This window comes from Acaryochloris marina MBIC11017 (assembly GCF_000018105.1).
GTDB lineage: Bacteria > Cyanobacteriota > Cyanobacteriia > Thermosynechococcales > Thermosynechococcaceae > Acaryochloris > Acaryochloris marina.
The window spans coordinates 2,927,910-2,950,284 of sequence record NC_009925.1; the positions used below are offsets into that span (position 1 = coordinate 2,927,910).

Consider the following 22,375-nt stretch of genomic DNA (forward strand, 5'->3'; position numbering starts at 1 on the left):
TCTCGATGCTTCTCAAATAATTTTAAACATTTGCTAGGATAGCGGGTGAAGTTTTAACCCATTCCTATAGACCACCATGAGAATGAAATCTTGGGAGTCTCCCCGCCGCGGTCGGCGACGCAATGACAAATCTAAACGGTCTGCCGCCCGCCTCAGACAACTGAAAAAACAACGCAAACAACTCCGTAAACGACTCCAACAAAACAACCAACCAACTAAAAACCCCTCAGGTATAACACCTGAGGGGTTTTTAGTAGAGATCCGGTTTAATCCAGATCTGGCAAATTCCCAAAAGCAAGCGGTGTAGCCCCGAAGGTTACACCGCTTGCTAATTAGATTAAATGATTAGGAACTCTAACCAAATTAACCGTTGATGACAGGAGCAGTAAGAGCAACAGGAGCAGACTCACCAGCAGCCAAGTCTAAGGGGAAGTTATGAGCGTTACGCTCGTGCATAACTTCGAAACCCAAGTTGGCGCGGTTTAGTACGTCAGCCCATGTGTTCACAACGTTACCTTGTGAATCAACGATGGAGTGGTTGAAGTTGAAACCATTCAAGTTGAAAGCCATGGTGCTGATGCCCATTGCAGTCAACCAGATGCAGACAACGGGCCAGGCACCCAAGAAGAAGTGCAAGGAACGGCTGTTGCTGAAGGATGCATATTGGAAGATCAAACGACCGAAGTAGCCGTGGGCTGCAACGATGTTGTAGGTCTCTTCTTCTTGGCCGAACTTGTAACCGTAGTTGGCGGACTCACCTTCGGTGGTCTCACGAACTAGAGTGGAGCTAACCAAGGAACCGTGCATGGCGGCGAATAAGGAACCACCCAATACACCAGCCACACCAAACATGTGGAAGGGGTGCATCAAGATGTTGTGCTCAGCTTGGAACACGAACATGAAGTTGAAGGTTCCGCTGATGCCTAGAGGCATACCGTCGGAGAAGCTGCCCTGACCTAGAGGATAGATCAAGAAGACAGAGTAGGTAGCGGCCAAAGGTGCAGAGTAAGCTACGCAAATCCAAGGACGCATCCCTAGACGGTAGCTGTACTCCCACTGACGACCGAGGTAGCAAATACAACCAATCATGTAATGGAAGATGATTAGCTGGTAAGGGCCACCGTTGTACAACCACTCGTCAAGAGAAGCTGCTTCCCAAATGGGATACAGGTGAAGGCCAATGGCGTTAGAAGAAGGAACAACAGCACCAGTGATGATGTTGTTGCCATATAGAAGTGAACCAGCCACGGGCTCACGGATTCCATCGATGTCGACGGGAGGTGCGCCGATGAAGGCGATTACGAAACAAGTTACAGCGGTGAGAAGTGTAGGAATCATCAATACGCCGAACCAACCGATGTATAAACGGTTGTTGGTGCTGGTGATGAAGCTACAGAATCTTTCCCATGCGCTGGCGCTTTCGCGTCTTTGCAAGACTGTTGTCATGGTTATGATTGCTGTTAACTAACATTAACTACGGGACAAAACTTAAAAGCTATGTCCACGTTACTAATGATAATGATTTTATTTTTTTTTGTAAACTTGGATTCAGTTTTTTTGAAGAGACTGTCTAATTTACAAAGGTCTAACGATTAACAGATAAAGGATTCAGATATTCTAACGAGGTTAAATCATTATTTTTCTGCGCGTTAATTGAGGTCTCTATCCTTTACAACTGTATCAATTCTGAGAGCCCAAACTTAACCTGCAAATTTGTGAATTACAACTGCAGCGGCAAACCCGAGGCCAAAGTATCGAATAAATTGCCAGAACGGCTCTTTCAAATCATGCCACTTCCAGAGTTGGCTTTCAAGGGTCATGCCGAGGGTCTGAATCTGGTCTTGAATTTGATCTAGCTCCGTTTGCAACGCTGCTAGATCTTGCTCTGTTTGGGCTTTGGCAGACATATCCGTCTGCACATCGGCTAGCTTCTTTTCTAATTGAGCTTTTTCGGTCTGGGCAGTTTTGATCTCAAGATAACGATCTCTAATTTGTTGAAGCGTATTTTCAGCCTCAGTTAAGGCTGCAGGGAATTCTGTATCGAAGTCTGTAGCAGCCTGCTCTGACTGTCCTGCCATGTTCTCTAGGGTGGGTTGTTCCGATGATTCCATTCTGGTTCGTCAAATTTAGGGATTATTAATTTATTGATCTCGGATCGGGGGGTGGAGCCCCACCATGACCGATGGTGGAAGTGGTCTAACGCAATTTTTCCCTGTGCCTAAACCATCTTTTCCACAGCAACGCTGGCAAATTGCTGATCCAGAGCACACTCTAGTAGACAAGATTGCGATCGCAACTGGATTATCGCCTCTTTTGGCCGCAGTATTAGCCAACCAAGGGATAGGGTCTGTCGAAGCGGCTCAACAGTTTTTGGCACCAGAGTCCCAGAGCTTACCCTCTCCTCTTGAAGCATTCCCGGATTTGGCTGCTAGCTTAACGTTGTTACAGGATGCGATCGCATCTCGACACAAAATTGCCATCTGTGGCGACTATGATGCAGACGGCATGACCAGCACGGCTCTACTACTGCGCGTCCTGAGAGCATTGGGTGCTGACGTAGACTATGCGATACCAAGCCGCATGCAGGAAGGCTACGGCATTAACCAACGGATCGTCGAGGAATTTGCGGCAGATAACGTGACGCTGGTGTTAACCGTAGACAACGGTATTGCCGCCTATGACCCTATTGTGAGAGCCCGCGAACTGGGATTAACCGTCATCATCACGGATCACCATGATCTGCCGCCTCAGCTCCCCCCGGCCAACGCCATTCTCAATCCCAAATTAGTGCCAGAAGACTCCCCTTATCGAGGGTTAGCAGGGGTGGGGGTCGCTTATGTCTTAGCCACCCTACTCGCCCAAGAGCAAGGTAATACCACCCTGATTACCCCTCTACTAGAACTGTTTACCCTGGGCACCATTGCTGATTTGGCTCCCTTAGTGGGGGTCAATCGCCGCTGGCTACAGCGAGGTTTAGCCCTCTTGCCCCACTCTCGATTAGCAGGGGTACAGTCTTTGATGCAGGTGTCGGGCTGTGTCTCTGCCGATCAAGCCCTCAAACCGGACGCTATTGGCTTCCGACTCGGTCCCCGCATCAATGCCGTGGGCCGGATTGCCGATCCACAAACGGTAATTGAGCTATTAACGACTGACGACCCAGGCATCGCGTTTGCCCGAGCCATGCAGTGTGAGCAGGCTAACCAGCATCGACGTCAGCTCTGTGCCGACATTGAGATAGAGGCGATCGAACTCGTTGAAACCCTTGTCCGACAGGGGAAAGCGCCGTGGCAACCAGAGGGCGATTGGGTGATTATGCTGGTTCATCCCGGTTGGCATCATGGCGTGATTGGGATTGTGGCGTCTCGGTTAGTGGAACGCTACGGACTACCGGTTTTTATTGCCACCTATGAAGCAGAAGACCATACCCATATCCGTGGATCCGCCCGAGGGATTCCTGAATTTGATGTGTTTGCAGCCCTACAAGCCTGTGATGAAGCCTTAGGTCGCTATGGGGGCCACCGAGCAGCAGGCGGATTTTCCTTAGCAACCGACCAGTTAGAGAAGATGCGATCGCACCTGCGTACCTACGCCCACCAAACCTTACAGATAGATCAGCTCAAGCCTCTGGTAACGGTCGATGCCCAAGCCAGCTTCACTCAGATCGATTGGGATCTCTACGAGCAAATTAATCAGCTGCATCCCTGCGGTATTGGCAATCCAGAACCGATTTTTTGGACCGCCAATGTTGAAGTGGTAGAGCAGCGACCCGTGGGCAAGGACAAAAGCCATTTAAAGCTCACCCTAGCTCATACTGAATCAGACGATCGGCAGCAGTTGATTAAAGGGATGGCATGGCGGTGGGGCACCTATTATCCTTTACCCCAGCGGATCGACGTTGCCTATCGCCTTAGAGAAAATACTTGGAACCAGCAAACCAATTTGGAGCTGGAAATTTTAGGGATTCGGGAGCCCGTTGTAGACCCACCCCACTCACTATCTCGTACTCCAATTGTGGTTGCCCAAGCCGATAAAGGGGCACCCGTTGTTCGCCAGCAAGTGGCCTTACACTGTCCAGAGCCCGACGTATCACCCACACTACTACAAGCCATAGAGTGGTCGAGCTTGGGGGATTGGCCTCAAGTCCTACAAGGCATTAGCGGTCATATTCTCATGTATGGTTATCAGCGTCCCTATGTATCGACGACAACCCTGCCCGGAACGGTGGAATACGACCGGCCTAGCCGTTCCTGTGACTGTCTAATTCTATGGTCTTTGCCGCCTTCATGGACCCATTTACGCTGGTTATTAGCCTTGGCTCGGCCCCAGCAAATTTATATTCGCAACCATAGTCCAGCAATTTTGCCAGCAGAGGAATTAAAGGCAAAACTAAAGTTTGAAATAGCAAAAAACGGTGACGACCCCCTTAACTTACTGAACTTAGGCCAGCAATGGTGGGTTGCACCGAGTACAATTGTTTCTGCTTTTAGAGAAATAGGTTACCCCTGCTCTGATTTCCCGGAGACGGGTGTGTTAGAGCAGGAGTTAAAACGCTTGCAACGTTGGTATCATTGTTCAGCCAATCGATTGGCAGGGTTAACCTAGGTTGCGTTACTCCGAAGAGCAACCAATAGCACGACAACTGGGCCAGCAATGACGACAGCGCCAAGCATAGATAGTTGAAGTACAACTTGTAAATTAAGTGCAGCTAGTAAGTCCATCCTTCCTCCCAGATTAACTCAAGTATTGCGAGCGAACGCGCCCTCTATTCTACCTGGTTACGGGATCGCTTGCGAGGGGGATTTTGATAGGATTATCTTATTAGCTCTGATCAGGGTGAAAATTGTTAGCGATTCAATCCCGATCCTGCAATTGATATCAGCCGTTTAGGATAAGGTCGCCAAGGTATGGCAAATTGGTGTTGCATCGAGCAATGTGGGGCCTGTTGTCATCTTGATCCAACGGAACGCCCTGATGTTCAAGAGTATTTAACCCCAGAAGAATGGGAGCATTACCTCAGCTTGGTCGGTTCCAATGGCTGGTGCATTCATTTCGATGCAGACCATCGGCGATGCAAAATCTATGCCGATCGACCTCAGTTTTGCCGGGTCAAGCCAGAGGTCTTTCAGCGCATGTATGGTGTGGCTCCTGAAGATTTGAATGATTTTGCGATCGCATGTTGTCGCCAACAAATCGATGCCGTTTACGGTGACCGCAGCTTAGAAAGCCTCCGGTTTGAACGGGAGATCGGTTTCTAGCTCGCCCTTCCAGGCATAATGGGTCTAGTCAGCTGCGATGTGAATGGCAGTCGCAGGTTTATTTTGTTTAGGCTTACCGTGAGTGATACCAATCCCGTCTCTGCCAATCTTCAGACTTCTGCCTCACCGAACAATCAGCCCCCCAACCCTACTAAAGGGTTTAGCAAGGAATTTGGGTTAGCCTTTGTCACGGTGTTCCTAGCGGAACTGGGGGATAAAACGCAGTTGAGTACCCTCTTAATGACGGCGGAGTCTCAGTCACCCTGGATTATCTTTCTTGGTGCGGCAGCCGCTTTAGTAACCACCAGCCTATGTGGGGTGCTGATTGGCCAGTGGCTGGCCCGTCGAGTCTCAGAAAGTACACTCAACACCGTGACTGGGGCTAGCTTGCTGTTTATTGCAGTCTTGTTGATTTGGGATACCGTACATCTCTAATGCTTAGGAGCCAAAGACCATGGATTGGAAGTTATTAGGGCTCAGTTTTGTTGTGGTGTTTTTAGCAGAACTGGGGGATAAAAGTCAGTTGGCCGCCATCACCCTCAGCGGCAATTGCCAACATCCTCGGGCCATTTTTCTCGGTACCTCTTCTGCCCTGATTTTTGCCAGTTTGTTAGGAGTTTTACTGGGAGAAGGCGTGGGACAATTGTTGCCCACACAACTGATGAAGGCCATAGCAGCCATTGGGTTTGCGCTTTTGGGTATTTCTTTCCTCTGGGCTCCTGCGGAAGCTGATGTGGAGTGATTCAATACTCCGGGTCACAACAGCAAATATTAATATTGAAATAGCTAGTCTGACTGGCATTGGCAGATGACTGGCAGGACTACATCAGGTCTTTTGATCCAAAGCACATTCATAGGTTCTTCACCCCTATGGCCGCATCCAAAATCAACCTCACAACTCTCAAGCAGCATCTCAAACAAGCTTCAAAAGACAACCTTGTTGAGGAGATTAGCGAGCTATTCAAAACCTTCCCAGGGGTCAAAGAATATTACCAACTCAAACCCAGTCCAGAAACGGAATAGTCTGTAGGGGAAAGCTACAAACAAAAAATTGAAAACGAGTTTTTCCCGAAGCGAGGCTTTGGCAAAGGTCGGCTATCCGTTGCTCGCAAAGCGGTCAATGACTATAAAAAAGTCTGTCGTACGCCCACTGCGCAAGTCGATATGATGCTGTTCTATGTTGAGCAAGGGGTTAAGTTTACCGATGCCTATGGCGATATTGACGAACCCTTTTATAACAGTATGGAGAGCATGTTCGCCTCTGCTACTAAAGCCATTGCTAAATATGGTTTACATGGAGTTACCGAAGGTCGATGCCGCCAAATTGTGCAAGACACTTCACAAACCGGTTGGGGATTTCATGACACCCTTCTAGAGATTTATCAAGAAACCTTCGGCAAGTAAGCACTCCAGAGGGATACATCAATTGTTTACTGGTGTGTGCCGGTGCCGCCCCCTATACGGTCTGATCCAAGTATTCTTCTGTAGTATCTACTTGAAGAAGCTCACAGGCAATTTTATCGACCAGTAAAGCTGTCGAAAACTCACTAGAGTAGATCTCTAAAACGGCCTGAGTATGACATTCAAATAGAATTCGCTGCTGCTGAAAAACCACCTTTTCAAAGTACCAATTCTGAATATTGGAAATGCGAATAATTTCCAGAAAAGGGGTTTGGTTGACATAGCTACACAGCATTGAATCAACAGCCTTACTTTAAGTAGATTTGAACGACTATCGAGATAAGCGCTAGGGAATCATTCCTCAACGATTCAGCATCAGCAAAAGTAAGTCTATGGAACGTAGGGCAGGCTGGCCCCTCTTATGTCAGCCTTGTTTGCAGTCAGACTTTGATATGGACAGCGAGTTGCCATAGTGGTTGTAATTTTTAAGCCCCCCACACCTCAATTAACCGCTAAAGGTATTTTTGTAGATTCCTTTAAGCTGCTCGTAATCTTGATTGAAGCCTGATTTTCGAAGAACGGCTAATCGTTTTTCTAGCGCCACCCTGGCATTATCTCGGCTGATGTTATTTATCTCTAGGCCAGCATTGGATGCAGTCACCAGAAAAAAGAGCCTTTTTGCATACAGGCTCGCGTATAGAGCACTCTGCATATCAATAATGCATAGATTCACAAGCAGACCAAAGACTGGATGCGATAAATAGGTCTCGCTAACAGCAGAGCTCGTATTTCCAGGAGTCTCTTTGTGAGAACGCTCTCGACTCAGATCATTTAAATGGTCCGAATAGCTAGACATGATGGTGTACCTAATCAGAGGTAAATGCCTAAGGCTTTTGGCCCATTGACACTATGTACATTGAGTTCGAGAAATTGAAAAGTTCGATCCACACTTTTAGTGTGGTGGCATATTAAGACACTGTCCCCCAGACTTTTGCATCCAAAGTTACGGATATGGGGTGAGCCACATCAGAAAAATAATGATACCGTGACAAACTCACTCTAGATCCAAGAGAGCTGCGCTTAACTAGCAGCCTGGTAAGGGCAGAATCCTTGCTTGCCAAACCCACAATAAGATTCACAGCGTTTGTTTTGCCCTAGACGTTGCTCAATCCATTCGCCTTTCTGGTGGGTTGTCATCCAGTCTTGAGCAGCAGTTTCCGAATCACACACCTTCAGCGCAGATTTACGACCTTTTTTCATCACGGCATAAGTTGTTGGGGTGGCCCAGCGCTCTTCGGGTGAACACATTGGAGGAGGCGTATCACCTTGTGCAGATGTATGAAGCTGGATGCGCGATCGCATGTAATCCCAAACCTCAATCTCAGACCATAAGGGCACCTCAATCACTTCTACAGGTTTAAGGCCATCCCGCTCATGGCGAGGCCCCCAGTCCCGGAGCAGAGCCACAATTTGCAGCTTCTGGATGTTAGGAAGATGGGGAATCCCTGATCCCTCAACCGCGTTTTCTAACAAAAATCGATAGACATTGAGCTGGCGGTCCCATTCCACCTTGCCTTCAGCTTTAGCCGATTTCACAGTCCAGGAACTTGTGAATTTATAATCCTGCAGCAGGCCATCAGCAGTCACCACCAAGTCAATATGGCCAGAGACCCGAAAGCCATCCACCTCTGCAATGGCTTCTGTTTCCACATGTTCTCCTTCGGCTGCAAACTCTTCTAAAATCGAATGCATCAGGGTGCCATACAGGGGCCACAGCCGTTCGGAAACATCTTCTTCGAGCTGATCGCTATATTGGCGTCGCAACCAAGCAATAAGCGGGGCATCAATTAATTGGGTACAAGATAGATCTGCCTTCCCGACGGAATGATGTGCATTTTGCCATTCCACGGCCCGATACAGAGGCATGGGCAAATTCAGCTTGTTGGTGAGTTTCATTTAATAGGTATGTATAAGAATATTTAGGTGCATTATCTGCAAGATAGGTACTTTTTCCCCAAGATAGATCATGGCTTTATCCCCTGCTGAGCGAGGTGTCTCTGGGGCGGGGTGGGGTCGATGGGTCCTCTCAAGAAAACCTACCCCTAGCCCTTCCCAAGAGGGGAATGTAAGCTAGACTTTTTATTGCTCGATTAGATCCCAGAAAGCTGAAGCTCTGATCGCATGTCCGACAACGCGTCAGGATGGTAATCCACCGATGAAAATTAGCGAATTGATTGAGTGGTTTGAAGGCTGGGCTAACCCCTCCTGGCAGGAGAAGTGGGATAACTGTGGTTGGCAGATTGAGCCAGGAATTTTGGATCAACCGGCTCGGGTACTGGTATGTTTAACACCGACTTTGGCGGTGATGGAAGAAGCGATTGCACTGCAGCAGCAGGGCACCCCTGTTAATTTAATTTTTGCCCACCATCCTTTGATTTTTAGCCCTCTGAAATCGGTGCAGAAAGGTGATGCCATTGGCGATATGGTCCGCCTCTCCATTAACCATCAAATTGGAGTTTACAGTGCCCATACCAATTTCGATCAAGTTATGGATGGCACAGCGGATGTATTGTCTCAGCTTTTAGAGCTACAGAGCGCGGAACCTGTAGAGCCGACTCAAGATGGCCTCGGATACGGTCGCGTGGGCAATCTGAAGTCTGCGCTGACCCTACAGCAGCTTTTAGCCAAGATTCAGTCTGCTCTCAACCCAGCCAATTTATTGGTATCACCCACAGCCGATCGTCAGCAAGAAATTGAGCGGGTCGCGGTATTGGGAGGGTCTGGCGCTAGCTATATCTCCGCCGTGAGCCAAACGGGTGCTCAAGTCTATTTGACATCAGACTGTAAATTTCATCAGTTTCAAGAGAGTCGCGATTTCAACCTAATTCTGATTGATGCCGGACACTATGCAACAGAACGACCTGCCTGTGAACGCTTAGCTCAAAAATTTACCGACAAGGGAGTTGCATGGGCACAACTGAGCCAGTTAGATGAAGATTTTCGTAATTTCTGGCAAACAGTGTAGAAAATTTGAAGTTTATCGAGGTATAGACTCTTGCCAACCTGACTTTTTGAATATTTCTGCAGTTCTGTGAATCGCACTATGGGGCTTAAGGTTAAGCAGGTTGATGAAAAAAGTTTGCCAACTTTATAGGCAACTGCCCACAAGGCTCACCAACAGCATTGAGATAGTCGGTATTGTCATTGGGCTATTGATGATGGTGATCTTGGCCAATATAGCTGCGGATGGCTCGATATTGGCTTTTATCATCTTTTCGCTCATTACCTTGGCCCTTTTAAGCGCTCAGCCTCTCCAGCAATGGCAGGGGCGTCGACACTCCAAGCAGCAGTTCAGACTTCGTCAGCAAAGAGTCGATCAGCTACTAGCAGGACGTCCTCGAGCAGACATTTTGAAGGCATCACCTTTCAACTATGGTCGTTGGCCCGACGGTGATAACAATTACGTAATTGATGATCAAAGAGTAGGTAAGATTGTTCACCAAGTCTGGAGTCCACAAGAAGCAGAGTTATGGATTTTAGAGCAAACGTTACATGAAGAAAAAAACAGTGACGGCAGAGCGTAAGAACACTACGCCTATAAAATCGACCCCACGTTGCTGGCATCAGCCTTTCTAGATTTCCGTTAGTTGGGATATCACTGCCATACCGTCATCAAAGATAGGCTAAATCAACCTTACCCATACATTCAAGTTTGTTAACCCCGCTTCTGAGCTAAGCTAGTAATGCTTATACACCGCTCGACGACATGTATCGGTCGTCGATTATTGATTTAAAGGAGACAGCACGTGGTCAGGATTCTCCGGTTGTCAGAGATGACATCTGAAGAACTCGCTTCCATCAAACGACGGGCCGAGTTAGATATTGAACAAGCGCTAGCTGTCGCCAAAGAAGTGATTGACGAGATTCGCGCCGACGGTGATCAGGGCGTGATCAAATACGTGCGTAAATTTGATTTTCCCGGTGCCACTGCCGAAAATCTTAAAGTGACTGAAGCTGAGTTTGCTGCTGCCCGCGAGCAAGTCGAGCCTGAAATCAAAGCGGCGATTGAGCAAGCCTATCGCAACATCAAAGAAGTACACGAGCGGCAAATGCCAGAAGAAGTGCAGCTTGCCGAAATCGATGGCGGCGTCTTTGCTGGGGAGAAAGTCACCCCCATTGCCAGTGCTGGACTATACGTGCCTCGGGGTAAAGGCTCCTTTCCTTCTGTGATGCTGATGCTTAGCGTGCCTGCGGTGGTGGCCGGGGTGGAAAAGGTAGTCGTCTGCACGCCACCTGATAAGAACGGCACCGTTGAGCCTGCCTCTCTTGTGGCTGCTGAACTTGCAGGGGTCAAAGATATTTATAAACTCGGTGGCATCCAAGCGATCGCAGGTATGGCGATTGGCACAGAAACCGTTCCTAAAGTCGATAAAATCACCGGACCTTGTAACGTTTATGGCTCCGCCGCTAAGCGATTGCTCTACGGCACCGTTGATGTGGGCTTACCCGCTGGCCCCAGTGAATCCATTATTCTTACGGACGAAACCACCGATCCTCGCATTGCAGCCCTCGATCTGCTTGTAGAAGCAGAGCATGGTCCTGACTCGGCAGGCTTACTGGTGACCCACAGCGAAGACCTCGCCAAAGCTGCCTCCAAACATGCTGATGACTATATGGAGAAGCTACCGGACTGGCGTAAAAACTTTTGCCAAACCGGGTTGTCTTCCTATGGTGGTATTATTCTGACCTCTAGTCTGGAAGAATCCATCGACTTCTTGAACGAGTATGCCCCTGAGCATTTGGAAGTCCTTGTCCAAGACCCCCTCAGCGTTCTCGGCAAAATCAAGAACGCCGGTGAAATTCTGCTTGGTCCCTATACCCCGATTCCAACGGCCAACTACTGCATCGGTGTTAACGCTATTCTGCCGACGGGCGGCTTTGCTCGTTCCTACTCGGCGGTGTCGGTATACGACTTCCTCAAACGCACCGGGATTGGTTATTTAACCCAGGAAGGCTTTGCTCGCTTAGGTCATACGGCTCAGACCTTGGCAGAGCATGAGGACTTCCCAGCCCATGCCATGGCCATTCGTGAGCGCAAGAACCTGCTCCCGTAAGGGGCGGCATTACCGAGGGTTACCGTGTCCGATCAACTCCTGTATCAGATTCAGACCTTACAGTTTTCTGATCAGGCAGCGGCGAATGCCCTGCTGAAGGACTTCGTTAACGACAATTTTCCCTTCAATGTGGAGCAAGTGCAGGTGCGGCCTTCGGCAGTCTCCCTCAACTCCATCAATGGATTTCTGCATACCGTGGAAGGGGACAAGCTGTTCTTCAAAACCCATGTGGAGCCTCAAAGCCTAATTCATGAGTATTACAACTCTACGATTATGGCAGAGGCAGGCTACCCGATTATTCAGCCCATTTTTAGCTCGACGGAATGGGGCAAGCAGCTGTTAGTTTATGAGTTTTTCGAGTTCCCCTCCCTGTTTGACGTAGCTCGTCAGATTGAAACGGGACAGCGAGGTGGGACTGACCGAATTGTTGCCCTGCAGGAAAAAGCCGACCAAGCCCTATGGGATATCTATCAGCAAACCTTGCAGCCTTTATCTGCTGAAGACCATGCTGACGTGCCCATTCATCAACTCTTTATTCATCGCCTGGTTGGGGGACGCTATCACGAGTTTTATGCGGGCAAAGAAGTCAAGTTACCGGGGCAAACCCTCAATTTTGATCAGCTGGCTCAACTGACTTGGCAGATTAATGGCATTCCTTACCGAGACACCCTTGCGGACATTATCCAAACGGCCAGTCAAAAACTTAATCCAACTGCTACTCCCTCTGTCGTCGGTCATGGGGATGCCCATAATGGCAATGTGTTTGTGGATGAAGGCACAGAAACCCTGATCTATTTCGATCCGGCCTTTGCAGGACGACATTCACCCTTTCTAGATCTCACGAAGCCAATCTTCCATAATGTATTTGCAATTTGGCTCTATTTTCCCCAAGAGATAGCCAAAGACCTGTCTATTAACGTGGAGATTTCAGCAGATCGCATCCAAGTGGATCATGATTTCCAACCCTCAGCCATACGACTGGGATTCCTGCAATCCAAACTTAAGCATGTCCTTCAACCTTTACTTGACCATCTCAAAGCTGCAGGACAACTCCCGGATACCTGGCGACAAGAACTCAAGCTAGCGCTTTTTTGCTGTCCCTTTTTAACCATGAACCTCTGCGATACCCAGCGATTTCCTCCTGAAATTACGCTATTGGGACTCTCTCTAGCAGTTGAAATGGGCAGTTTTAGCAGCTCTGAAGACCAAAGCCTGTTGGATACGACCCTAGACCAACTGAGCGCCTGAGCAAGACTTCAAGTGGTGCCGTCCATGTGGAATTAACCTATGCCGACGTTTCCTAAATTGCAGTGTAAGCGCGGCATTCTGCGAATGGCGACACAGGATGATATCGATGCCATTCTTAGGTATTTCATCGTTAATCGTGATCATTTAGAACCCTTTGAGCCGATCAAGCCTGTAGAGTTTTATACACCGGAGTTTTGGCGGGCATTGATTTGCGATCGCACCCAGGCATTCCTCAACGACCAAGGCATCAAATTCTTTCTCTTTGATCAGGATAATTCCCAGCAGATTATTGCAACGATCAACTTCTCAAATGTCATTCGAGGTGCTTTTCAGTCCTGCACCCTAGGGTTTAGTATTTCCGCCCAATATCAGGGGCAAGGCTATATGACCGAGTCAATACCTGTTGCTATTTCATACTTATTTTCTGACCTCAGCTTTCATCGAATTATGGCAGCCTATATGCCCCATAACCAACGTAGCGGCAGACTTCTCCGACGATTAGGCTTTCAAATGGAAGGGTATGCCCCTAGATATCTCTGTATTAACGGAATCTGGCAAGACCACATACTCACCAGCCTCATTAAAACTAATGTTTAGATTTTATTTAGATATACCCATCACCAAACCGAAAAAGACTTGGGCACAATAGGGGTAGCTATTGTCATGGAAGTTCGACGGGGGGCGCAAGCCCCTTTTTTTTTAGAGAATTAGACAACAAAACAACAACTTAAAATCTGGTGAATTGTTTCAAATTTTCCACTTCTGTACAACATTTTTTATTCTTTTGGCAACTTAAAATATCTTTAACTATCTCTCGCTGAATTGAGAGATAAAGCTTTGCAAAATCTGAGTATCTTTTCTATCGCACTGCTAAGAATGCGATAGAAGCGGCAGTCAAGAACTTTAATCCCCAAAGATCTCAAAGTTCAAAAAATAATTATTAATATTTCCTACAGAGATGTGTTTGTTTCTGTAGAAAATAGGGCATGATGTAATCAATTAGTCTCCAAATAAAAACCCAGCACGGGGGGTGCTGGGTCGATATGGGAGGTATTGGAACCCTCTGGATGAGTGAATGCATCGCATCCGAGGGTTTTTTATGGCATGAATTAACTAGTTGTTTATACTCTAACCACTCTTTCAAATCCAGACCTGAGAAGAACTACGGAATTATTATTTCTCTTGCCACCAAACCTCCAGTAAATACACCCACATTTACTTTCGCTCCATCTCATAGAAGTCATATCAAAAATAACAGAAACAGAACTTTAGGGAGACATTTATAATATTCACAACACGGGTAATAGTGCATTCCTCTCCTAACACGCTGAAATGAATCAATTAACAGTTTCTATGAGAGAGCAGGTATGGAAACTCAAACCAGTTCCAATCCGAGCAATTTAGATATTCAGTTCAATTTTTGGCAACAGTGGTATCCTGTCGCTCCCTTAGAAGATTTAGATCCGCAGCGTCCCACTCCCATCACGTTATTAGGGCAGCATTTTGTCATTTGGCAACCTAAAGATTCTGGCCAATATCTGGTGTTCCAAGATCTGTGCCCCCACCGCTTAGCTCCCCTGAGTGAAGGTCGCATTGACGATCAAACAGGTCAGCTCATGTGTAGCTATCACGGTTGGCAGTTTGACCAACAGGGTCTTTGCACCCACATTCCTCAAGCTGAAGCCGTTACCTCTCAGCAATCACAGCTTTACTGCGTCACGGTTATCCCCACTCAAGCGCACAGTGGGCTGTTGTGGGTCTGGCCGGATCCAGACACCCAAGATGTTGCTGCGACTCAACCTTTGCCTCTCTCTCCCCTCGTTGATGCGGATCAAAACTTTGTCTACTCCTCTTTCATGAGAGATTTAGCCTATGACTGGCAGACATTAGTCGAAAATTTATCTGACCCGAGTCACGTTCCCTTTGCCCATCACGGTGTCCAAGGAAATCGCAACCAAGCTGCTCCTATTCCCATGGAGGTTCTGACCTCCACCCCAGAGTTAATTGAAGTCCAGACCACGGGGAAGTTCTCCACCAACATTACCTTTCAACCTCCCTGCCGCATGGAATATCAATTTTCCATCGGCGATGGGAAACAAGCGACCATGGTCACCTACTGTATTCCCATTGCCCCAGGTCGATCTCGCATCGTAGCCTTGTTTGCACGCAATTTTGCCACCGGTTTAATGAAAGTGATTCCTCGCTGGGTAGAGCATATGTTAAACCGCAATCCAGTGCTGGATGGTGACATGATTTTGTTACGCTCCCAAGAAAAACAGCTGCTTCAGCACACCCAAACCCAAAATTGGCAAACCACCTACAAACTCCCCACCAGTGCGGATCGTCTCGTGATTGAATATCGGCGATGGTTCGAAAAGTATAGTCATGGACAAATTCCTTGGGGATCTGCTGATGGGCAGATCCCCGTTGCTTCCAACAACTATGCCTATTTACAGCCCCTAGGGGAGCAGCGACCTCAACTTCTGGATCGATACCATCAGCACACCTTGATCTGCAGTAGCTGCCGAGGAGCATTGAGCAGAATCAAGCAATTGCAAAAGATGTTGGTGGCTGTCTTTGCGATCGCCATCAGTGGAGCTGCAATTTTGCCCGACGATTTAAGAGCAACCTGGGGAATTCCTTTAGTGATTACAGCCCTTCTAGGATTAGGGGGTTGCTACTGGTTGAAATATTGGCTGGAACCCAAATTTTATTTTGTTGACTATATCCATGCTGATCACTAAGCAGTCAGGGCGCTTAAAACAGTGTTATGCCTTGCTAACCATCAGCTGTAAAACGGTGAATATGCTTAGCTCTCGCTGATGGGTTTCAAGATTAAACCATAAAACATCTTTAGAGAAGTCTTTCGATACCACAATAATTTGCAGGAAATAAAAATCTACATAGTTATTTTATGAATTTTTATTACTTTATATAAAATATTTCTAGCACCTAAAGTGAATCCCTACTTCGTAGGCTTATTGAACACAGTAGCGTTCCAAATTAGTGGCATCAACATTCTCCAAAACCTCTGCAAGACTTGAATTAAAAGGCTTTTTAAGTGTTTAAGGCAAGATGAAAATCTCGGATAGAGCATAGAGTATTGCGAATGTTATTGCATCATCAGCCCCAATCCCTTATATGGGGATCAAAATCAGCGCAACCTTTTTCCTAAAAGGATTTCAAAGATTATTCTTGTTATCTTCCTCCATATGTAAAGAACTGTATTGAGTCATGGCTATGTAAACCATGAGTATTAAGTATTTTTTCTTAGCCTGTTTGGGACTAGCGGGAGGATATACTTCTAGAACAGAAACGCTTGATGTTGTTGAGGTCGCGTATGGATTCGCCCCCTCCTATGTTGTTTGCGTCGATCACAGCCTTTTCCATGACGCTAGCTGTGTTCCTTTACATAGGACTTGGTGTACTAGGGATTGCCCTACGAAGATTGCGACTCCGTCACGGTGAAGCTTCTTGGGGATGGTTACGTTATATCCACTATGGTTTGGGTATCACGCTAGTACTAACCATTTTAGAGTTAATGACCATCGGTATTTTAGGTGCCTCCACTTATGAAGGAACCTCCGGTCATTCATCTCATTTACCCGCTGGCCTATTGGTGGCCGGTTTAACCTTGGCTTCTGCTTGGGCAGCCAGTCGTGTGCACCCCAAACGCCCTTGGGCTCGTCCACTCCACGTCAGCATTAACGGCATGCTTTTTCTAGCCTTAACCGCTGTGTCTTGGACAGGTTGGTCAGTGCTTCAAAACTATTTGCCTCAGTAACGCCTGATCAATATTCAACTCACAAGTACGCAGCATGTGTTGCGTACTATGTTGTCTTATGCAAAAACTAAGTGGTCGCTGTCTATGCGAAGGAATCGCTTATGAGATTTCAGGTGAGCTAGGTCCCATCTTTAACTGCCATTGCTCAAAATGCAGGCGCTGGCATGGGGCTGCATTTCGCACCCGAGCCACTATCAATGCTCAACAATTTCGGTGGACTAGGGGTGAAGAGCTGCTGTCTCGTTACCATTCGTCTGAGTTTGTCGTGAAGCATTTTTGCTCTGTCTGTGGCTCCAATCTCATTAGCACCTATGACAATGATCCTGAGAAAATCGGCGTTCCCTTAGGGGGGCTAGATCAAGCGCCTCACAATGCACCAGAGGGCCATATTTATGTGGGGTCTAAATCGCCTTGGTTCACCATTACAGATGACCTCCCCCAGCACGATACCTGGCCAGGCAGCCATGCCAAAGTTCGTGAGACCCGCTAAGTTCTCTTTGATAAGCCGCTAAGCATTATGCAGTCGGTTCAGTTCCCTGCCAACGCTGCAGGGGCACACAATCGATTCCGAGTTGATCTAAAGCCCGAGCAACCACAAAGTCTGCCAAATCTTCAATCGTTTGGGGGTTGTGGTACCAGGCAGGAATCGCAGGAACAATCCGAGCTCCCGCTTCTGCCAATGTAGTCAGATTTCGCAAGTGAATCAGGCTAAAAGGGGTTTCTCTAGGCACGATTACCAAAGGACGTCGTTCCTTCAGGTGAACATCAGCCGTTCGTTCCAAGAGGCTAGAACTGAGACCCGCAGAAATTTTAGCCACCGTACTCATACTGCAGGGAATCACCAGCATTCCTAAAGTACGAAAGGAACCGCTGGCAATGCCTGCACCGACGTTAGTCGCAGCATGGCAAGTTAATTTCCCACCCCATTCATCAGCTTGCTGACGCCAAAATTGCTCTTGCTTAACAGGGTCAGCGGGCATACGAATATTTTGTTCAGCTTGCCAAACCTGATACGTGGCCTTAGATGCCACTAGCTCAATTGAATAATTTGCGCGGAGCAAGAACTTAATGGTGCGTACGGCATAGAGTAATCCAGATGCACCAGACACGCCTAAAGTAACGGGTAAAGGTGAGTTAGAGTGAGACACAAGCGTAGGCCATAAAAGAGTGGTATTTCGCCTCAGCGGAACGTTTCATTATAACGTTGCTACTCTGTATCCCTCACACAGAAAGCGATCCCCAACCTAGGCTTGATCTCTACTCTGCTTGCAGGATAAGTGCTGTCGAGAAGGGGATAGAGCAATCTCTCCATACGTACAGCTTGACACCAAGGAACCCAGATTGAATCGAACTTTCTTCTCATCCAAAGGCTTTACATTACTCTGTTGGATCGTGTGGATGGCGGTCATGGTCCAGTTTTCCACTCAGCGATGGGGCGGCGAACAGACCCAATCCATTCTGACAACGCTCTTAGATTGGAGTGTACCAGCCTTACTGAATGCCCTCAGCCCAGAACAACTACACACCCTGAACTTTATCGTTCGCAAGGGGGCGCACTTAACGGAATATGCCATTCTCACCACCCTTTGCTTCACAATGGGAACATGGGGGTTCCAACAACCTTGGAAATCAGTATTACCTGTTGCAGTTCTGGGTTCAGCCATCTTTGCGGTCACCGATGAGTTTCATCAAGGCTTTGTCCCCAATCGCGGTGCATCTCCCGTAGATGTGATGATCGATATTACGGGTGCCTTGATTGCAGTGGGCTTGATCAGTATTTGGAAAACCCAATTTCAACCTGAGACGAAACAAGATCGATGACAGTAACTCAGTTTTTACATGCAGCCTTGCTTGTACAGGATTTAGAGCGCTCTCGGCAGTTTTATGGTGAGTTGCTGGGCCTAACGGAATGTCCTCGTCCCTTTGATTTCTCTGGGGCTTGGTATCAAATCGGTCCTCAACAGCTCCATATCATGGTGTCTCCAGAGTATTCTGCCCAACAAGCCGATCAAGAACGTTGGGGGCGCAATCGCCATGTGGCTTTGGCGGTTTCCAATCTAGAGGACTGTCAAACCCAGCTCAAAGCAGCTGGAGTGACCTATCAGTTAAGCCATTCGGGCCGAGCTGCATTATTTGTGCACGATCCAGATGGCAACATTATTGAGCTAAGCCAAGTCGATGCCCCATCTAGCCAGAATTGATCTGTATCCCTTTAAGTCTTTGGATGGCGTTACGGTCCGATCCGCCAATATTTTGGCGAGTGGAGCCCTAGAACATGATCGGGAATATGCTTGCTTTGATCGCCAGGGAAAAGTGGTGAATGGTAAACGATTTGCCCAGATTCATCAGTTGCGATCGCAATTCTCCAACGACTACCAAACCCTGACCCTACAAGCCCCTAATACCAATCCTCAAACCTTCCATATCGACCAAGAACGCGGCGCTTTAGAAGCGTGGCTGAGTGAATTCTTTCAACTCGATATTCAGGTTCAACAAAATTCAGCATTAGGTTTTCCCGACGATACCGACTCACCAGGTCCGACTCTAATTAGTACGGCTACCCTGGAAGCAGTCGCCGATTGGTATGACGATTTAACGGTTACAGAGCTGCGCCGACGCCTACGCACTAACTTAGAGATAGGCGGTGTACCTGCCTTTTGGGAAGATCAACTTTTCGCTGATGCAGACCATCTGGTTCAGTTCCAAATCGGGTCCGTGGTTCTAGAAGGCGTTAATCCCTGTCAACGATGCATCGTTCCCACCCGTGACTCCCAATCGGGTGTCGCGACTCCCAAATTCCAAAAGACCTTTCTCCAAAATCGCAAGCAGACATTACCAGACTGGGTTAATCCCGCACGTTTTAATCATTTCTATCGTTTGGCAGTCAATACGCGTACTCCGCAGGGTCAAGATTCTGTCTTAACTCAAGGAGATGAAGTCATCCTTCAAGGTCTTGTAGAAGCTTAACAATCCTCTCTAGAAAGCTATGGCAAAATGGGTCGAATGGACGAAAAAGAGTAAAGCTGCTCATGACTAAATTTGTATTTGTAACGGGCGGTGTGGTTTCCAGTATTGGTAAGGGAATTGTCGCTGCGAGCTTGGGCCGCCTACTGAAATCCCGTAATTACTCCGTCTCCATTTTGAAGCTTGACCCTTACATCAATGTAGATCCAGGGACCATGAGCCCGTTCCAGCATGGAGAAGTTTTCGTTACTGATGATGGTGCTGAAACAGATTTGGACTTAGGTCACTATGAGCGCTTTACCGATACAGCCATGTCTCGCCTCAATAGTGTGACGACTGGTTCGATTTACCAATCTGTCTTAAACAAAGAGCGGCGGGGTGACTATGAAGGGGGCACGGTGCAAGTGATCCCGCATATCACCAACGAGATTAAAGACCGCATTAAGCGAGTCGCTAAACAAGCAACCCCTGACGTCTTAATTATCGAGATTGGCGGCACCGTTGGTGATATTGAGTCATTGCCCTTCTTAGAAGCCATTCGTCAATTCCGCAAAGATGTGGGTCGAGACAATATTCTCTATACCCACGTCACCCTAATGCCCTGGATTCCGGCTGCAGGGGAAATGAAAACCAAACCCACCCAGCACTCCGTTAAAGAACTCCGCTCGATCGGTATTCAGCCCGATATTTTGGTTTGTCGCTGCGATCGCCCCCTCTCTGAAGGCATTAAAGAGAAAGTCTCAGAATTTTGTGATGTTCCCGTCGAGGCGGTGATCACCTCTCAAGATGCTAGCAGTATTTACGCGGTTCCCCTGATTCTGGAACAGGAAGGGTTAGCCCAGCAGGTTCTCAAGTTTATGCATCTGGAACAGCGGCGACCTGATCTAACGCAATGGCAAGCTCTAGTTCATCAGCTTGATCATCCCTCACAGACCATTGAAATTGCTTTGGTTGGTAAGTATGTACAGCTCAGTGACGCCTATTTATCCGTCGTAGAGTCTCTGCAACATGCTGCCGTTGCGCAAGGGATTGCCGTTCAGATTCGCTGGGTCAACTCAGAAGAAATCGAAGCCCATGGCCCAGATCGATATTTAGCAGACGCGGCGGGCATTATTGTTCCCGGTGGTTTTGGTATTCGAGGCGTCGATGGCAAAATCGCAGCCATTCAATATGCGCGCGATAATCAAGTTCCCTTTTTAGGGCTTTGTTTAGGCATGCAATGTGCCGTTATTGAATGGGCTCGCCATATTGCTGGGTTAGAAGATGCCAATAGTGCTGAGTTTAATCCCGAAACCCGGAATCCCGTCATTAACTTGTTACCTGAACAGCAGGATGTCGTAGACCTCGGAGGCACGATGCGGCTGGGACTATATCCCTGCCGTCTATTACCCGATACCCTGGCATCTCGCCTGTATCCCCAGGAGACCATTGTGTATGAGCGTCATCGCCATCGCTATGAATTTAACAACGCCTTTCGACCCCTATTTTTAGAGTCTGGCTATGTGGTGAGTGGCACCTCGCCCGATGGTCGCCTGGTTGAGATGATTGAGCTTCCTTCTCATCCTTTCTTTATTGCCACTCAATTCCATCCTGAGTTTAGGTCTCGCCCCAATGACCCCCATCCTCTTTTTGCCGGATTAGTGGGTGCCTGTCTAGCAGACAACGGCAACAATGCGAATCATCATGACAGTACACCTGCAGAACCCTTAGTATCCGAACCGCTGTCGAGCTAATTGAGCCGCTCCAATCATCCCTGCCTGGTTGCCCAAAGCAGCAGGCAGAATCACTAAATTTTCCCGAGACGTTGGCATCACCCGACGCTCGATTTCTGCTTGCACCCAGGGTAGAAATAACTCAGTACTCGCTGCAATTCCACCCCCTAAAATCACTGCTTCAGGCGTCAGTACATAGATCAGGCTGGCTAATCCTGCACCTAAGTTCCGACCATAATCTTGCCAAAATGCGATCGCACTTTCGTCTTCTCGCACCGCTAACTCATGGGGCTCACACTGATGGTCTCGGCGAATGGCACGTACCGAGGCAAATTGCTCTAGAGAACCATTATTACCGCTATTGCAGGGGGGACCATCGGGCCAAAGGGTAATCAGTCCTAATTCCCCCGCCGCCCCATCTCGCCCGGTATACAGCTCGCCATTCATAATGATGGCACCGCCCACTCCCGTACCTAAGGTGAGCATAATCAAGTTCTGAAAAGACTGTCCGGCTCCATAGAGAGCTTCGCCGAGTCCTGCACAATTGGCATCATTGGCAATGGTAGTGGGTCGTCCCGTTTTATCTTCTATCCACTCTGCTAAGGGTACATCTAACCAATCATCCAAGTTGATGGAGACCCTAGCAATACGGCCCGTATTATCAGCCGGTCCGGGCATGCCAATACCAATTACTGGAAGCGTTTTATCGGGATCTAAAGCGTGAACTGCCGTTGAGATCGCATCCACCACGGGTTCAGGCGTAGAGGGTTGTGGTGTCGGCACCGTAATCGAGCGCACACAAGTACCTTGAGGGCTACAGCAACCCAGCTTAATCGCTGTCCCTCCTAAATCAATCCCTAGTACCAGGTTCTCGGTCATCGCAGATCTTACTCAGCT

Annotated in this window: 27 protein-coding genes; 19 read left to right on the forward strand and 8 right to left on the reverse strand. The window is 48.0% G+C overall.

Annotated elements, in window-relative coordinates:
- The first annotated feature begins 82 nt into the window (after positions 1 to 82).
- Positions 83 to 307, forward strand: coding sequence for a hypothetical protein (locus AM1_RS13085; protein ID WP_012163324.1), 225 nt, complete (start codon positions 83 to 85; stop codon positions 305 to 307).
- Between the two features lie 56 nt (positions 308 to 363).
- Here AM1_RS13085 and psbA read toward each other — a convergent pair whose 3' ends face one another.
- Positions 364 to 1,446, reverse strand: a complete 1,083-nt coding sequence (gene psbA / locus AM1_RS13090) for a photosystem II q(b) protein (RefSeq protein ID WP_010482631.1) — start codon at positions 1,444 to 1,446, stop codon at positions 364 to 366.
- 254 nt (positions 1,447 to 1,700) lie between these two features.
- Positions 1,701 to 2,111, reverse strand: coding sequence for a hypothetical protein (locus AM1_RS13095; protein WP_012163325.1), 411 nt, complete (start codon positions 2,109 to 2,111; stop codon positions 1,701 to 1,703).
- 64 nt (positions 2,112 to 2,175) lie between these two features.
- Here AM1_RS13095 and recJ point away from each other — a divergent pair, with 64 nt between their 5' ends.
- Positions 2,176 to 4,602 (forward strand): single-stranded-DNA-specific exonuclease RecJ, encoded by a 2,427-nt coding sequence (gene recJ, locus AM1_RS13100; RefSeq protein WP_049783726.1) that lies wholly within the window; start codon positions 2,176 to 2,178, stop codon positions 4,600 to 4,602.
- Here the strand turns inward: recJ and psb30 are convergent.
- Positions 4,599 to 4,718 carry a photosystem II reaction center protein Ycf12/Psb30 gene (gene psb30 / locus AM1_RS44260; protein WP_071819949.1) on the reverse strand — a complete coding sequence of 40 codons (120 nt, stop codon included), beginning with the start codon at positions 4,716 to 4,718 and terminating at the stop codon, positions 4,599 to 4,601. The two genes, recJ and psb30, sit on opposite strands and share 4 nt — an antisense overlap.
- A gap of 186 nt (positions 4,719 to 4,904) precedes the next feature.
- Here psb30 and AM1_RS13105 point away from each other — a divergent pair, with 186 nt between their 5' ends.
- The 5 genes from AM1_RS13105 to AM1_RS42860 all read left to right on the forward strand — a co-directional run bounded on the left by AM1_RS13105 (position 4,905) and on the right by AM1_RS42860 (position 6,659).
- Positions 4,905 to 5,255 (forward strand): YkgJ family cysteine cluster protein, encoded by a 351-nt coding sequence (locus AM1_RS13105; RefSeq protein WP_012163327.1) that lies wholly within the window; start codon positions 4,905 to 4,907, stop codon positions 5,253 to 5,255.
- Between the two features lie 18 nt (positions 5,256 to 5,273).
- Entirely contained in the window at positions 5,274 to 5,690 is a 417-nt protein-coding gene (locus AM1_RS13110; RefSeq protein WP_012163328.1) for a TMEM165/GDT1 family protein, read from the forward strand.
- Between the two features lie 19 nt (positions 5,691 to 5,709).
- A complete protein-coding gene (locus AM1_RS13115) occupies positions 5,710 to 5,997 on the forward strand; it encodes a TMEM165/GDT1 family protein (protein ID WP_012163329.1) in 288 nt (95 codons plus the stop codon).
- 128 nt (positions 5,998 to 6,125) lie between these two features.
- A complete protein-coding gene (locus tag AM1_RS42855; RefSeq protein WP_012163330.1) occupies positions 6,126 to 6,278 on the forward strand; it encodes a hypothetical protein in 153 nt (50 codons plus the stop codon).
- Between the two features lie 27 nt (positions 6,279 to 6,305).
- Positions 6,306 to 6,659 (forward strand): DUF6155 family protein, encoded by a 354-nt coding sequence (locus tag AM1_RS42860; protein ID WP_238549286.1) that lies wholly within the window; start codon positions 6,306 to 6,308, stop codon positions 6,657 to 6,659.
- A 52-nt stretch (positions 6,660 to 6,711) separates the two neighbouring features.
- Here the strand turns inward: AM1_RS42860 and AM1_RS13125 are convergent, their stop codons facing one another.
- The 3 genes from AM1_RS13125 to AM1_RS13135 all read right to left on the reverse strand — a co-directional run bounded on the left by AM1_RS13125 (position 6,712) and on the right by AM1_RS13135 (position 8,612).
- Positions 6,712 to 6,951, reverse strand: a complete 240-nt coding sequence (locus AM1_RS13125; protein WP_012163332.1) for a DUF1830 domain-containing protein — start codon at positions 6,949 to 6,951, stop codon at positions 6,712 to 6,714.
- Between the two features lie 210 nt (positions 6,952 to 7,161).
- Positions 7,162 to 7,512, reverse strand: coding sequence for a PipX family protein (locus tag AM1_RS13130; protein WP_012163333.1), 351 nt, complete (start codon positions 7,510 to 7,512; stop codon positions 7,162 to 7,164).
- A 224-nt stretch (positions 7,513 to 7,736) separates the two neighbouring features.
- A complete protein-coding gene (locus AM1_RS13135; RefSeq protein ID WP_012163334.1) occupies positions 7,737 to 8,612 on the reverse strand; it encodes a hypothetical protein in 876 nt (291 codons plus the stop codon).
- Between the two features lie 259 nt (positions 8,613 to 8,871).
- Between AM1_RS13135 and AM1_RS13140 the strand changes: the two genes are divergently transcribed.
- From AM1_RS13140 to AM1_RS13175, 8 genes are all read left to right on the forward strand, one after another.
- Positions 8,872 to 9,681 (forward strand): Nif3-like dinuclear metal center hexameric protein, encoded by an 810-nt coding sequence (locus AM1_RS13140; protein WP_012163335.1) that lies wholly within the window; start codon positions 8,872 to 8,874, stop codon positions 9,679 to 9,681.
- Positions 9,682 to 9,784: 103 nt separating this feature from the next.
- On the forward strand, positions 9,785 to 10,240 hold the full coding sequence (locus AM1_RS13145; RefSeq protein WP_012163336.1) for a hypothetical protein: 456 nt from the start codon (positions 9,785 to 9,787) through the stop codon (positions 10,238 to 10,240).
- A 222-nt stretch (positions 10,241 to 10,462) separates the two neighbouring features.
- Positions 10,463 to 11,770, forward strand: coding sequence for a histidinol dehydrogenase (hisD, locus tag AM1_RS13150; protein ID WP_012163337.1), 1,308 nt, complete (start codon positions 10,463 to 10,465; stop codon positions 11,768 to 11,770).
- 24 nt (positions 11,771 to 11,794) lie between these two features.
- Positions 11,795 to 13,018 carry an aminoglycoside phosphotransferase family protein gene (locus AM1_RS13155; RefSeq protein ID WP_012163338.1) on the forward strand — a complete coding sequence of 408 codons (1,224 nt, stop codon included), beginning with the start codon at positions 11,795 to 11,797 and terminating at the stop codon, positions 13,016 to 13,018.
- 39 nt (positions 13,019 to 13,057) lie between these two features.
- Positions 13,058 to 13,615, forward strand: a complete 558-nt coding sequence (locus AM1_RS13160; protein ID WP_012163339.1) for a GNAT family N-acetyltransferase — start codon at positions 13,058 to 13,060, stop codon at positions 13,613 to 13,615.
- A gap of 770 nt (positions 13,616 to 14,385) precedes the next feature.
- Complete coding sequence (locus tag AM1_RS13165; RefSeq protein WP_012163340.1) at positions 14,386 to 15,762, forward strand: aromatic ring-hydroxylating dioxygenase subunit alpha; 1,377 nt, start codon at positions 14,386 to 14,388, stop codon at positions 15,760 to 15,762.
- Positions 15,763 to 16,358: 596 nt separating this feature from the next.
- Positions 16,359 to 16,802, forward strand: coding sequence for a DUF4079 domain-containing protein (locus AM1_RS13170; RefSeq protein WP_012163341.1), 444 nt, complete (start codon positions 16,359 to 16,361; stop codon positions 16,800 to 16,802).
- A 58-nt stretch (positions 16,803 to 16,860) separates the two neighbouring features.
- Entirely contained in the window at positions 16,861 to 17,292 is a 432-nt protein-coding gene (locus tag AM1_RS13175) for a GFA family protein (RefSeq protein ID WP_012163342.1), read from the forward strand.
- A gap of 25 nt (positions 17,293 to 17,317) precedes the next feature.
- On the opposite strand, the gene AM1_RS13180 is transcribed toward AM1_RS13175, so the two are convergent.
- The gene (locus AM1_RS13180; protein WP_012163343.1) at positions 17,318 to 17,911 is read right to left on the reverse strand and encodes a flavin prenyltransferase UbiX; all 594 of its coding nucleotides are present in this window, start codon (positions 17,909 to 17,911) and stop codon (positions 17,318 to 17,320) included.
- 232 nt (positions 17,912 to 18,143) lie between these two features.
- Between AM1_RS13180 and AM1_RS13185 the strand changes: the two genes are divergently transcribed.
- From AM1_RS13185 to AM1_RS13200, 4 genes are all read left to right on the forward strand, one after another.
- The gene (locus AM1_RS13185) at positions 18,144 to 18,623 is read left to right on the forward strand and encodes a VanZ family protein (RefSeq protein ID WP_238549245.1); all 480 of its coding nucleotides are present in this window, start codon (positions 18,144 to 18,146) and stop codon (positions 18,621 to 18,623) included.
- Positions 18,620 to 19,003: a VOC family protein gene (locus tag AM1_RS13190; protein ID WP_012163346.1), complete on the forward strand. Its 384-nt coding sequence runs from the start codon at positions 18,620 to 18,622 to the stop codon at positions 19,001 to 19,003. Before AM1_RS13185 ends, AM1_RS13190 begins: the two co-directional genes overlap by 4 nt.
- Complete coding sequence (locus tag AM1_RS13195) at positions 18,981 to 19,769, forward strand: MOSC domain-containing protein (RefSeq protein ID WP_012163347.1); 789 nt, start codon at positions 18,981 to 18,983, stop codon at positions 19,767 to 19,769. The genes AM1_RS13190 and AM1_RS13195 overlap by 23 nt, the downstream gene beginning before the upstream one ends.
- Positions 19,770 to 19,831: 62 nt before the next feature.
- Complete coding sequence (locus AM1_RS13200; RefSeq protein ID WP_012163348.1) at positions 19,832 to 21,499, forward strand: CTP synthase; 1,668 nt, start codon at positions 19,832 to 19,834, stop codon at positions 21,497 to 21,499.
- On the opposite strand, the gene AM1_RS13205 is transcribed toward AM1_RS13200, so the two are convergent.
- Positions 21,473 to 22,357, reverse strand: a complete 885-nt coding sequence (locus tag AM1_RS13205; RefSeq protein WP_012163349.1) for an ROK family protein — start codon at positions 22,355 to 22,357, stop codon at positions 21,473 to 21,475. The genes AM1_RS13200 and AM1_RS13205 overlap by 27 nt on opposite strands.
- Positions 22,358 to 22,375: the final 18 nt, after the last annotated feature.